This is a genomic window from Parabacteroides sp. AF27-14, assembly GCF_003635425.1.
In the GTDB taxonomy this organism is placed as follows: domain Bacteria; phylum Bacteroidota; class Bacteroidia; order Bacteroidales; family Tannerellaceae; genus Parabacteroides; species Parabacteroides distasonis.
The window spans coordinates 175,200-188,832 of record NZ_QTLZ01000003.1 but is presented as its reverse complement, the minus strand read 5'-3'; the positions used below and the strand labels follow the sequence as shown (position 1 = coordinate 188,832).

Genomic DNA, 13,633 nt, shown 5'->3' with positions numbered 1-13,633 from the left:
AAAAAAGCCTCCGGGAACGGGGGCTTTTTTTTATATTCGAAGGTAAGTATCTCCATTATTGCTCGGCTAACCAAGCAGCCAGCTCATCCCGGTTCGCAGCGGCATCTTGCACGCCGGCTTGGGCAGCTTGATCGAAATATTGCATAGCGGTCGTATAATCCTTCTTCATCGCATAAGCGACACCTAGGTTATTCCATGCTTCCGGCAAATTAATACCTTGCAAACGACTGATGGCCGGATCGTAAGCACCAGTCTCAATCTCAAGGGCCGCCGTATTTAATTGAGCGATCGGGTCGGTCGGATAAAGACGAACGGCGATATCGAATACCTCCTTGAACTGATCGCTACCTTTATCATAAGAATTGGCTACCAAGAACATCTCATTCAAACTTAAATATTGAGGTTTCGTCTTGATCACTTGCTTGGCCTCGTTCACGTCGAACGGACGTGCGATATAAGCCAAGGTATAATCAATACGTCTTAAAGGAGGATAGTATTTATCCAATAATATCTTATACGTCCGACCTCCGTTCAAGGCATGTAGTTTAGCCTTGCGCTTGTTTATATCTTGAATATCCAAGATCTCCAGAATCTCCTTCTTATTCGCCAAATCCGATTTCGTAACCTCTTGACGCAATCCGATCCAATCCTCACCCATCCAATTTACTTTCATCAAGGAAGGGTCCATCTTCTCCTTATCTTTCATGTAAGCGACAAAAGCCTTGGCACGGCTCTCGGACAATCTCATATTATAATCGTAGCCACCTTCCGGGGAAGCGTATCCGGTAACCTTAAATTCGGTAAAGCTAAGATTCTTATCGTTACGGACTTCCGTTACAATCTTATTCACCTCATTCAGCACGGTAGCGTTATCCTTGAAATCACGTAACAATACGGACTTGCCTACCTCAAAGTTTAAATAAGCGGAATGCGTCTCGCTCCGTTGTTTCACAGGCTCTACCGGAGGAGTAACATAGCTAAGCTCATAAACGGGAGGAGCTAACGGAGGCAATACACGGCTCATCACCCCATAGATGTCATTTGAGACCTCACAAGAAGCGCATCCCGTGGTATTCTCATCCACCATCAAGGTAGCGTTTCGCATCCATCCCGCATAGGGTACGGACAATTCCACCGGAATCAATTCCGGCCCCTTCTTCGTCTGACGGATAATCAAGCTAGGAGTTTGGGGAAATTCATAACTATCGAAACCCAACTCACGGTTCAACGCCTTCATACGTGCCCGCCCGGTAATCACGATCGGGTTAAACTGGTAAGACTGCGATTTATCCACCGATTGCAATACCGGTGTCAGGATGACCATCTCTTGGGATTTCAAACGCAGATTGCTCAGATTGGTCGTAAAATTCATCATAAGCTGGCTTCCGTCCTTCTTTGCGCTTACATTCTCGAAACTAACAGTTCCTCGCACACCGTTCTGTGCCTGTAGGCTCACACCTCCGAGGAACAATAAAGCGATACATATACTCAATAAATGTCTCATATCTCTCTAGATCGTTTTTTAGTGGATAAAATAAATGATAGAAAGGGCCGCTTTCGTTACACCCCAATAGTTCGAGTTCTTGGTCTCGATCTTGGAGCCACATTCCCCGCAATTATACTTATCATAATGTACACGGGCATAACCGGCGCCGATAGCGGCTTCTATACTCCAACGCTTATTCAGTATCCATTGATGTCCCAACGTAAGTCCGCCACCGTACAAATAACCATCATAACGATGGTCCTTCAAATTAGGGAATATGCCAAAGGGTAATTTAATCCCAGCGATATTATACTGTCCGCCCAACGCATGCACGCCAATAAACGTACCGTTGAATTTCTCGCAAGTCCAATAACGCACTTCCGGCATGACAAGCCAATGCTTCAGTTTCTTACCGTCATTGAACTTGAAAGGATTATATCCCGCCGAGACATCCAATGTAACCTTTTTGCTTAAGCCCACCTCGAATCCTAAGTTCGGAGTCGTAGTCGCATCGTAGAGAAGATTGTTCTTCAACGCGAAATGCTGTGCGCTCATAGATAAGGAAAATAACAATGCTAATCCAAGTAAAAATGCTTTCTTCATTTCTTATAAGCTTAATGATTTGAAGAAGAAACAGGAATAAACGGGTTTTAGTTTTCGATAAGCGTTAATAAGATATGATCATTAAATTTAATTATATTAATAGTAAAGGGAATGCGGAAGGCGCTTTTATCGCTTATCCACATTCCCTTTAACTTACTTATAAATATACGATTACTGCTTGATGTCGCCTAATTCGACCAGCTTATTGACAATCGCATAGATCGTAAGACCGCTAGCACTATGAATTTGAAGTTTCCGAGCGATATTACGGCGGTGGGTGATGACCGTATGCGTAGAAAGAAACAAACGATCCGCTATCTCCCGGTTTGTCATTCCCTTCACGACGCAGACTACGATCTCTTTTTCCCTCGAGCTTAACGATTGTTGCTCGTCATCCCCTTCCGGCTCGTCATCCGGAAGTACCTCGGCGTTCAACCGTTCCAATTTGTGCTTGATCTCATCAGCGCTATCGTATATGTTAATTTGTTCATCATAAGAACGCAATAACACACTGTCTGAGACAGAATATAATAAAGCGATACATTTCATCTCGGCACAGCCGCTTTCCTCCTTCAAATGCTGCAACGTGAAATAGCCGGGCAAAGCCGGATTCACGATCAACACATCCGGTTTGTGCATACGAAGCGAGTCGAAAAGAGATTCCACCGAATGAATCTCCACCATCTGGATACGGAAACCCGGTAACCGTTTCAACAGGTTCTCCAGTCCGCTCCTTATGATAACAGAAGGTTCGGCTATCGCAATCTTTAGATTTGTACTCATCGATTCATGCTTATAATTGTTTTTCCAAAGCCAATATGGCCGGTACAAACAAATAATCCTCCACACGGGTATGTGAAGCCAAGTCTTCCTCCGTGGCAAAAATATCGAACAAGACACTATTCAGCATATTCGTACCCGCTCCCGGATAGTATTTGATCAGGATATTTTTCAACTCCGTGATCTTCATCTCGATCTGATCATGACGCTTGCGGAAGATCGTAATATTGTATTTCGGATCTCTCTTTCCTTCCAACAAATTACGGACATAAGGGAAAACAGCACGTTCCTCATAAGACATATGTTTATTTACCTCCTCCGCATACTCATCGAAAAACTTCGTGATCACAAAAGCGACATCCTCCGGGCACCCGGATATAGCGTCTACCAATTTACGACGGATATGTGGCAAGCGGAAGTTCAAGAAGTAATCATGGGCATTATGCAAATAGCGGATCAAGTTCTCGATCGACAGGCATTTGCTGATATTCTCGACAGGCGTATTCACTTCCTCGACCAAGAAATTCACGACCGTCAGGAAAGTACAAGCATCCACCCCATTCTGCCGGCAAACCTCCCCGATATTCTTCTCTCCGAACCCGAGCGCTATACCAAAACGGCTCATGACTAAAACCATCGGATAGTTCTCGCAGATCAGATCACTCATTTTATCGGTTTCCCGGTACATTCCATTTTTATACATAGGCTTCTTTCTAACTTGTCTTGGTGTTTGAATAGCCAAATATACTCCTTTTTCTTCCATATCTCGTACATTTATTATTATTTCACAAAGGCTTAAAGGACGACTCCGTCGGCACGACCGCTATACACTCAGTCTCTATCAACCATCCGGGACGGCAAACGGGGGCCAAGACTATCAAATGTGGCAAATCCGGGTAATGCGCCTCAAAATACTTCTTAACCACCGCATAATCAGCCATATCTCTCAAATAGGTGATCGCCTGCGTAATATCACGAGTAGTAGCGTCCGCCTCTTTCAGCAACACGCTGATATTTTCCATCATCCGCTCGGTTTGTTTTACGATATCGCCCGGATAGACAATCTCTCCCCGGTTATCTATACTCGCCGTACCCGAGATGAAGACCTGTTTACGATCCCCATACGTAACAGCCGTACCCCGCTCGAAGGTTACTCCATATTCATAAGTAGGATTCAAGTGCGTGGGAGCGTAAAGGAACTGAATCTGTCCCGGCTCCAACCCATCCACCGCATAACTGTCCATCTGTACCAACACCGAGGGATCGGCATGACGTCCCTCGATACCCGTACTAGCGATATAATGCGTCTTCTCCGTAAGATTCTGCGTGATAAAAACTTCTTTCCGGGCTTTCACCACACCGGCGTAATTCACGTCTACGTTTTGCACAAAGAACCAAGTACGGACACAATGAGAGGCCAACGTACAACGCTGCCCCATCAATTGCATCACATAGTCATTCAATAAAAGCCGGATCTGGTATTCCGAATTGGCCGCCTTATTGAAGGCACCTCCCCCCCAGAGGTGCCTATAACCGTTATGCGACGCTTCCAGTAAACCGGAATCGTACGTTTGTACCGACATGCCCGTTTGCAAATAAGTCCACATAGCGATCTTTGTTCCATTCAAAGGCGGTTGCTGCACGATAGAGAGCGGACAAAAGGCGCTCTCGCACTCCCACTCCATCACGCTATCCGTCTGATTAGCCGCGTCACTTAAAAAATAACGGCGGAAAACGGCGGTAGCGTCATTCGATAGCTCTTCCTTCACGACAGTCACATAAACCCGCAAAAGGTTTTGCAATTGCTCCACGAAAGACAAACAAGGGTCTGTAATCGATACCATCACCTGATATTCCGTTGTTCCACCTTTGCCCGTGAATGAAGAGATCTGAACCTCTACCGCTTTATCCGTATCTATTTTTCTCGTATAATTCATCATTTTCTTTCTTATCAATTATCCAATGCCCCTCCTAAGATCCAACCTTGGATCAAAGCAAGGACCTCCTGTTTCCCGGAACTATTGAACATATCCTTATGTACCGGATTATCCTCCAATATATCCAGCAAGAAACTATCGTTTATATCACCCGGGGTCACGTAGTTCTTACCCTCTTCCGAAAGGGGCGCCTTGACATTCACTAAGGATTTATAGGCTACATCGTCCCTAAGATCCAGCTGACCGGCCAATCCCGATCCCCCGCCATGACAAGACAGGCAATTCAAGTCGAACACCTGCGCTTGTACACGTTTGAAGCTCGCTAAATCCAATTCGCCCACAGACAAATCAAGCGGTTCGTCCGAATCATCCACCGGAGACGTATAATAGGAGTAAACCAACCGCAATCCCCTACTAATCACAGCGACCTCTATACTCCTCGTATCCGGAGTGACATTATTCAATCGGAGTTTTAGTCTTTTGCCGTCTTCCGCCGGCTTACTGATACGCTGGGTTTGCAAAGGTTTCGACTTATCCTCGCCAAAAGCGCATAACGAGAGCATATTCTCCTTCGGCCAAGCTTTCAGGCCAGTGAAAGAAAGTGACACGGTAGCGGTTCGCCCGGAATCAACCGTCTCATCCGGATAAATCTTACCCTCATCACAACCCAGCCCGAATAACAGGAATAAGGCATACATTATATATAGACTATATAGTTTCATACCCAAAGATTAGAACGTGAACTGCAACATAGCCGTAGCGGAGTGACGAGCCAATCCAATAGCGTCCTCATCCCGGTCATTCTGCGTAGCATGACCGCTACGACCTAAATATTGATACATAACCTGTAGTTTCAAATTATTATTAAAGAAATAATAATTCAAACCAGCGGCGGGCATATTTAACAAACCACCCTCATCCGTAGCGTTTCGATCATAGAAATCATATCGCAAAGCACCCTGTAATTTCGGAGTGATGAAATAGCCCAATTGAGCGTAAGCTCCCCAGAAATTCTTATCCGGCTTTTGCATGATCTTGGTAAAATGCATATTCATATAATAACCTTCGGCTGCTACATACCAGCGGTTCTTGATCCATGCGAACTCAACGCCCACACGGGTGTCGCTACTGGTCAAGAACTCAGCCTCCGCATTATAAGAGGCAGATACGGCGATAGACATCTTATCGTCGTTCAGATTCTCCGGCGAGCCTTGAGACGTTGGCATCTCCCCCTTCGGCATAAAGGCCAGACGACCCGCATATAACAGCGAAGGCAACCATTTATGATCATCGCAGTTTGTCTTAGTCGCCAAATTCACGTCGATACCCGTACCATTAAAAATACCGACTTGATAATTCCATTTATCATGGATCAAACCATGTACCTGTACACCCAAGTCGAATCCCGTGGACATATTCGGTATAACATAATTCACGTCGTAAGGAAGCAATACGGATTGGGAAGCGGAATAAGGCAGTACCGGAAACAACGTCTCCCCCAAAGTACTTAAATAGCCATGCATAAACGGTGTCTTGAACTTACCGACACGGATACGAAACGATTCCTTGATCGCTACGTCGAACCAAGCCTGTTGCAATAAGGCCCCTCCACTCTTAGCGGCATTCAGCGATAAATTGAAAGTAACCCGTCCAAAAGCCTTACCCGTAAAACCGAGAATAGCGTTAGGGATCGCGAAACCAGAGTTCGCTACGCTCTTGGCATAATGGCTTTCCAGCCCTTGGTCGTCATACCGGTTGTAGCAAGCGCTTGCCTGTACCAACGCATAGGGCTTAAACAAAAAGTCACCAGCCTTGGTAGAAAAGGAAAAGCCCTTCTTTCCCGCTAGTGAAACCACATCGTTCTCTACATATTTATCATCCATCTCTTTCTTTGTATCTTGAGCTTTCACGGAGAAAGCACCCGCTGATAGAAGCACCACAAGCAACGTCCTATATATTTTTTTCATTTCGATTCTATGCGTTATTTATTCATAAACTTTGTAGGAATTTAATCAAAGCGGCCCGCTCGTCTTTTGTCATGCGAGAGAATAGGGTACGCGACGCAGCCCCTTCCCCACCATGCCACATAATAGCCTCCGTCAGGTTCCGGGCACGGCCATCATGTAAATAATAGGTATGGCCGTTTACGACCTCTTGTAATCCCAATCCCCATAACGGGGTAGTCCTCCATTCATTACCGTAGGCCAAGCCACTGGGATAATCATCCCCTAGCTCAACCCCCATATCATGCAATAAAAAGTCCGAATAAGGATGGATCACCTGATTACCTAATTGAGGCAATTCCGTATTATTCAAAAGGACAGATCCGCGAGGGCGTGTCTTCAAGGAAGTCACATGGCATAAATGACATTTCGCTTGATAGAAAAGTTGCTCTCCTTGAAGAACCGTAGGATCATCCACATTCCGACGGGCGGGTACCCCCAAGGTCTGGAGGTATAAATCCACATCTTCCATATCTTCCGTAGAGACCTGCGCCCCGGTCATGGCAAAACCCATCATATTACTCTGTCCTTCTCCTACCTCATGCGGGAAACGATCGTTCGTTACACCGAGGTCGGAAGAGAATCCCAATTCCACCGTTAAGTCGGCATGATTCGCCTTATTACCAGAGATACCGATCTGCTTCTTTCCCTTTTCCGTCACATAGTTTATACGTCCACTAATACCATATTCCGGATAATTGCTTTTAGCAGCGATCTGCTTTAGCATATCCAAGTCGAGCGCCATCATCTGCCCCATTCCGACATGCCGTAAGGGTTGACGTACGGAAATCCGTAAATCCGACATCGGGATACTATCAGCATACCATTCCTTTATCTCATAATGAGGGGTGACCAACTCATATTCCTCCCCATCGGGGAACGTATATTTTTGGGAAGTAGTAGTAATCTTAACCCTTCCCTCCGGTTTCGTTCCGTATATCGCTTGATCATGTAGTACCCGGCCGTAATCTTGAAAATAGCCGCCACTTTTACGTGATATATAAATAAGCATGGATGAGAAGCCGGGGCCGGAACCTCCATCGGCTATAGCCGGACGGGTCCGCCCGGTACTTTTATGACAGGAACCGCAAGAATATCCGGCATAAAGCGGCCCTAGTCCTCCACCATCCACATTCTCAACACCGCGAGCATCGTCGTACAATCCATCACCACGATTAAATCGCGTCTCTAATTCGCCCGTAACCCAGTTTGCCTGCGTATCGTACGCATCCGGGGCATTGGAGAAAATGGTTGAGATACCCGCGGACAATTCCTTCTCGGAAGCTACCTGCCCATTGGGTTTCTTAACCTGCCAATTTTCCAAGTCCTCGGATTCGCAACTACACAGCAGACTACCGGATAAAGCGAATAATAGAAGTAATCTTCGTTTCATCGTATCGGCTTGTCCGATTAGTTCGTGAACTTAGACTTAACAACGCCCAAACCTGTCGTTAAATCAGCGCAAGCTTCTGTAGCTGTATTGATATGCTCCGTATCCCCTAGATTGTTACGGAAAGGATAGCCGATCGCATTGATAGCGTCGATTGTCTTATCAATTTGAACTACCATCAAACTATCCAACGTAGGATTAATCATTTTAGTCAACGCATGCAAGCTACTCTCGGAAGCGGATTTCTCATCCAAATCACGACCGCCGAAATAAGCGTTCTTGATACTTACGATATTGTTCTTATAGTCGTCCAAGGAATTCCAGCTATACCAAGACTCTACAGCCAAGACACCGGGGTTATTCGGGTCAGTAGCGTCTTTATTACTTCCATTCCATGCGGTCACCGGGTCAGTTATCTTAGCGGAACCTACTTCATTGGAGATTCCAGCCATACCATTATTTCCATTCAGCATAAGCTCAATCGCCTGATACACATTACCAATGGAATAGGCAGAACCGTCATGTTTCTTCATAGCCTCCGCATAAGAAGAAGGAACATCCGAAGTTCCTAAGCCTTTCAACCAACCATTGTATAAGTCTTGAGTATCAGATAACATACGTTCGGACACTAACTTCAAATACTCCAATTCATTCTTTGCGAACGGGCTTGTTTCCAGATCACGAGGCTCGCCGTCTAAGAATAACATCTTTTCCGCCGTATGGAATCCACGTAAATTTTGAGGACCATCTTCCGCATCTTCGTCTACAGCTCCTGAAATCTTGCTGAATTCTCCTGTAGCTATAATCTCCTCTATACCGTTCTTATCCAAAGGCCAGCTATCCAAGCTCGGGTCGAGCTGTGCCAAATCCGCCACACCGAACAAGAATGCCTCACTTTGTTCCCAAGGTACACGAACCGCACGCCAAGCGTCGCAGGCATCCGCTAAATCATTCTTAGAACCAGACGCGATGAACTTGTCTACCGCATTTTTATAGGCGGTCATCTTTGTCAACATGTCCTTATAGGTAGGCAAAGCTACCTCATCAACGAAAGTAGCGACAACCGCACTCATCTGATCTTCTGTTGGTTTTGCACCCGAATCCGCAGGAAGATTCTTAAAGTCATAAGTTACAACATCGGGGTCCTTGCCCGGATCATCGTTGTCTCCACAAGAAGTGAAGCTCAAAGCCACACCCATCAACATCATGGGTAATAAAAGTACTTTTTTCATATTCTTACATATATATTTGTTAATAGTCTATTATCTTGATAAGAACCAGCCGATATAAGCGATACCGACAGAAACCATATTCTGGCTATTATAATCACCCTTACCTACAATACGGTGCGCATAATCCGCCTTTACGACCAGATTAGGCAATGCGTAATAGTTAAGGCCAGCCGTAATCACGCTCTTTTGAAGACGTCTATCCGCCAGTTTATTACTGCCTTTCTCCACGGATTGCATCGGATTATAATATTCGTAGCGAACGAAAGGATAAATTCTAGGGGCTTTCCGACTAAAGAAGGAACCTACATTATAGCCAACCTCAGCCGCATAACTGACAGCGGTCTCCGCCACGGTTGAATTAGGATATCCGGAAGCTGAAGATGAGTTATTGTTTACCTTTGTCAAAGCGTTGCTGTTGCCCAGATGGCCGTAAACGATATTACCTCTGGCGATCAAATTATTGTTCGGACTTTTATATTGAGCGTCCGCCGTCACGATAGTAAGCGGATATTTCTCACCTTGGTTACGCAGCGGTTTGCTACTATTCTTAGAGGGTTGGTTATAATAAAAAGAAGCGCCCACACGTAAGCCTTTAAATTTCTTCACTCCATTATAGTTGACACGAGCCACAAAGGCAGGATGCGTAAATTGAGTTTCCTCGAAAGCGCCTTGCGTACCTTTGCCAACCCAGTTCTCCATACGGAAACCTTGTGGGTCCAGACCGGAAACGACTTGTAACTCGTAATCGAAATTTCCTAAATCACCAAATAGAGCCACACCCGTCTCATGCCAAGTAGAAGGTAATATGGTAGTCTCTCCTTCCGGACGATATACACCGAAAAAGTTCAAGGGTTCATGATGTGCGTTGGTCAAGCCTACCGGTACGATCATATGTCCAAAACGGAAGTTTAAATGCTTGTTCATCAGATAAGAGATATGGAACTGCTCCAAGGCGACCTCGCCACCTTTCTCGATCTCGGTCTCATATTCTCCATTCTCCTCGTACCACTCCACTTCCCGTGCGGCGCCTGTTCCTCCATACTCAAACTCAATCTCGGAACTCAGTACCCATTTGGGAGAGAACTTATAATCAAAAGCTAAAATAAAACGAGGGATAGAGACAGTAGCCCGATTCATATGTGATGTACCTTGAGGTGTCACCCAATTCCAATCATAATCCATATAACTGGCAGCCATCTCACCATATCCTCCAAAACGGAATTTAGAAAAACCGTCGGCATACATCTCCGATGCCTTTACGGTAGAGCTCATATTACTCTCTTGAGCATGTAGAGCGGTAAAGGAAAGTAATCCAATCGCTAATAAATTTGTTAACGTTCTCATTGCGTTTTATAATTTTTGGCAAAATTACAGGGGCTGAGAATTTGCTACAATCGCCCGAAGTAGGTAAAATGAGACCCTAATTACCTACTCATAGGTATCCCGGAAGAATATTTTCAGGACGTCACACCCAATAGGCCCCATTATTGACCCGCAAGACAACTTGATAGTTAATTTTGGAAAATACGGTTTTGTATTATTTCAGAGGTAAGCGTTAGTTATTACAAGCGAGAAGATCATTAGTTCTAAAAATCGATCTCCATGAAAAGATATATAACAATTAATAGGTATGAGCTCTCCTTTTTTACATATATATAGGTATTGCGCACCCTTATAGGCCGACGTATCTTTGCAATGTCAAAAAGAATGTAACACTATTAGTATATCGCAAACCAAAGCCTTCTGCTAATTTTATGTAAGCATATAAGATGATTAACACCGTAGTGTCGGGAAGTTTTTATTGGTTATTTCCGGCATCACATAAAAAGGGCCTCCCTGTGAAGAGAGGCTCTTTTTGTGTTCAGCTATCCGGTTCATTGATGATGTATTGATAGAGATCCGAGTCTCCGGCCTTATTCATGATCTTATGCTTTTCCAGCTGAAATTTTAACTGGTCTAAACCGAGAGGGCCGAATCCCGAAATCTTCAACAAAGAATCGAGCCCTTTCTTCCTAGCGTAGCGCAATAGGTCCTCCATAGTCTCCAGTTCCAATTTTTGGAGGCATTTACGGATGTAGGGAGACAGGGTTAGGCTTGTGACCGGTAGGGAGATCCGTTTGGCCGCATCCGTGGGGATATCGAACGATGATTTCGGAGCATCGAGACTCAAGCCACTTTTGAGGACTGCTTTATAGAGCGTTCTCAGCTCATATTCCATGTTTCGCTTCTCAAGTCGCAGGCGCTCTATCTCTAGGTCTTGACAGCTGATCGTTTTCTTATATTCGGCTAAGAATCCGGTGTTTTCCTGCAAGCGGAGTACTATGTTCTTATATCGGTAGCACATCCTATCGTAAGATATATCGCAGCGTTTGGCTACGTCCAGTATTTTTGCCCCAGAGGTTATTTCCGTGAATATATACCGATCTTGCTTATCATCTATAAATGTGGATAGTTCGGCGATGATTTGTTTAAGTAGGGGAGAGATGTTCTTTAAGGATCGTAGGCAGAAAAGGTAATCGTCGTACTGGGCGATAATCTCGTCGGCTTCCTCCTCCTTGTCTTGAATGACCAGTTGCAAGTATAGTTTTTGAATCCCTAGATGTTCGATATGGGCAATGAAATCACGTAGGTTCTCAGGATCTACCATACGTGTACCGGTTCTCGTATGGAAAGAGGTTATCTTTCGGGATTTTACCCAATCTTCAATCTCCTCGTACGGGAAACCGGTAATACGGGCGGCTTCTTCTATGGATATGAGTTCTGGCATAAGCATAAGATTGTATTACGAATAAAGTTGTTTTTGTTTAGTTAAAATGCGGAATTTGGAACCGACCAATAACGGTAAGTAGATCAGGTATTCTTTTCGCATCTCAATTAAGAAATAAGAGCCATCATGGGACACTCCCGTAATGTCACTATATCTCCGCACGATACCATGTATCTGGAATTCCCTCTCATTACAATAAAACCCTAACTCTGGAAAATACTTGCTGAAACAAGCGGAGTAGTAAATAAAGAGATTCTGGATCTCATCAATATTACAAGCGTCCATAAGCCATTCACTTTACATGATTAATTATTAGATTTACAAGATCCGGACATGTTTTAGAAAAGATGTCCTTCGTAAAGACGAGCGCTATATGGCTTTTGTTAAGTAGTGGTCCTTTCTTATAAAATAAAGGAAGGGCGAGGACTGAACATTTATGTAGACGAAGGTTCGGCTAAGACCCAACTCCCAATAAAGTCAGCCACACGCCCCCTTTATCTGTATACAAAATATATCCATACTATATTAGCATAGATAACACGTATATCCAGTAAAGGGTTGCGGGGCCTTCTTCGTGCATAGGGAGATTTAAGAAAATTAGCCGATTTTCGTCCTACAGCACAAATATCACACGCAACACGAGGCTCTTAATTAAAAAGCCTTTTCTTGTCGCAAATATACGTATTAATAATATTTCAACCTAAGATAATCCATATGTTTTTTAGTTTATCATTGTTTGATACCAATTATTCGCTTTGACTTATCCAGTCATGCAAATGTATAATATTTTATTTGATTTTCAAACTCCAATACCTCACTTCCAAAGCAAGCTAACTTACTTTTTTCGCCCAATTTTGTCTCCAGTTGTAGAGACGCAGCGTGCTGCGTCTCATCCCCTCAAAATGGTAACTTAAAATAATACGCCAATAACCACCAAAGTCTGCGCCTTCACGAGACAATATACCCATAGAACGCAATTTTGCGATTTGTTTTTCTACAGCACGGGAACTTATACCTAATTTTATAAGCCATAGCTTCGGCTGACATAGAAAGGTCGGAAATGACAAGGTCGATGATCTTCTGTGCTGTTCTACCTATATTTTTAGGCTTATCCGCAGTGTCTCCGAACTCACTCTCCGAACTTTTCTTCATTTACAAGAATGTTTGCTGGCATCCACTTGGGTAGGAAGTGAATCCCATGTCATGTGCATACCCTTCAATATCAATGAAAGAAGTTGTTGAGAATTACATTCTACACTTTCATTACCCACTCTTGTATAGGCAGTGCGTGTTCCGTCTTGGTAATATAATATACAATAAGGTATACAAATGGCACAAATATATAAATTGTTTAATATCAACACCTTAAAAACACGATTGTGATTTTTGAAAAACACGTACGTGTTTCTGTAAAAAGTCGTACATGTTTTTCGGG

Annotated in this window: 12 protein-coding genes and 2 pseudogenes; all 14 read right to left on the bottom strand. The window is 44.2% G+C overall.

Annotated elements, in window-relative coordinates; all coding sequences use genetic code 11:
• Positions 1-55: 55 nt before the first annotated feature.
• The gene (locus DWY79_RS04745) at positions 56-1,504 is read right to left on the bottom strand and encodes a DUF3868 domain-containing protein (protein WP_005866758.1); all 1,449 of its coding nucleotides are present in this window, start codon (positions 1,502-1,504) and stop codon (positions 56-58) included.
• Positions 1,505-1,522: 18 nt separating this feature from the next.
• Positions 1,523-2,089, bottom strand: coding sequence for a DUF3575 domain-containing protein (locus DWY79_RS04740; RefSeq protein ID WP_005861186.1), 567 nt, complete (start codon positions 2,087-2,089; stop codon positions 1,523-1,525).
• A gap of 171 nt (positions 2,090-2,260) precedes the next feature.
• On the bottom strand, positions 2,261-2,872 hold the full coding sequence (locus DWY79_RS04735) for a response regulator transcription factor (RefSeq protein WP_005866756.1): 612 nt from the start codon (positions 2,870-2,872) through the stop codon (positions 2,261-2,263).
• Between the two features lie 10 nt (positions 2,873-2,882).
• Positions 2,883-3,572 carry a hemerythrin domain-containing protein gene (locus DWY79_RS04730; protein ID WP_010185248.1) on the bottom strand — a complete coding sequence of 230 codons (690 nt, stop codon included), beginning with the start codon at positions 3,570-3,572 and terminating at the stop codon, positions 2,883-2,885.
• A gap of 82 nt (positions 3,573-3,654) precedes the next feature.
• A complete protein-coding gene (locus DWY79_RS04725; protein WP_008778471.1) occupies positions 3,655-4,809 on the bottom strand; it encodes a Rid family hydrolase in 1,155 nt (384 codons plus the stop codon).
• An 11-nt stretch (positions 4,810-4,820) separates the two neighbouring features.
• Positions 4,821-5,528: a hypothetical protein gene (locus DWY79_RS04720; protein ID WP_005866753.1), complete on the bottom strand. Its 708-nt coding sequence runs from the start codon at positions 5,526-5,528 to the stop codon at positions 4,821-4,823.
• 9 nt (positions 5,529-5,537) lie between these two features.
• Positions 5,538-6,773 (bottom strand): porin, encoded by a 1,236-nt coding sequence (locus DWY79_RS04715; protein WP_122368936.1) that lies wholly within the window; start codon positions 6,771-6,773, stop codon positions 5,538-5,540.
• 22 nt (positions 6,774-6,795) lie between these two features.
• Entirely contained in the window at positions 6,796-8,202 is a 1,407-nt protein-coding gene (locus tag DWY79_RS04710) for a di-heme oxidoredictase family protein (RefSeq protein ID WP_122368935.1), read from the bottom strand.
• A gap of 17 nt (positions 8,203-8,219) precedes the next feature.
• Positions 8,220-9,431: an imelysin family protein gene (locus tag DWY79_RS04705; protein WP_008778472.1), complete on the bottom strand. Its 1,212-nt coding sequence runs from the start codon at positions 9,429-9,431 to the stop codon at positions 8,220-8,222.
• 30 nt (positions 9,432-9,461) lie between these two features.
• Positions 9,462-10,775, bottom strand: a complete 1,314-nt coding sequence (locus DWY79_RS04700; protein WP_005861166.1) for a porin — start codon at positions 10,773-10,775, stop codon at positions 9,462-9,464.
• Between the two features lie 517 nt (positions 10,776-11,292).
• Entirely contained in the window at positions 11,293-12,198 is a 906-nt protein-coding gene (locus DWY79_RS04695) for a transcriptional regulator (protein WP_048927927.1), read from the bottom strand.
• Positions 12,199-12,213: 15 nt separating this feature from the next.
• Positions 12,214-12,483, bottom strand: a complete 270-nt coding sequence (locus tag DWY79_RS04690) for a hypothetical protein (protein ID WP_005861164.1) — start codon at positions 12,481-12,483, stop codon at positions 12,214-12,216.
• A 623-nt stretch (positions 12,484-13,106) separates the two neighbouring features.
• Positions 13,107-13,350: pseudogene (locus tag DWY79_RS23355) on the bottom strand (HTH domain-containing protein); the annotation flags it as partial.
• 5 nt (positions 13,351-13,355) lie between these two features.
• Positions 13,356-13,505: pseudogene (locus DWY79_RS04675) on the bottom strand (AAA family ATPase); the annotation flags it as partial.
• Positions 13,506-13,633 lie beyond the last annotated feature (128 nt).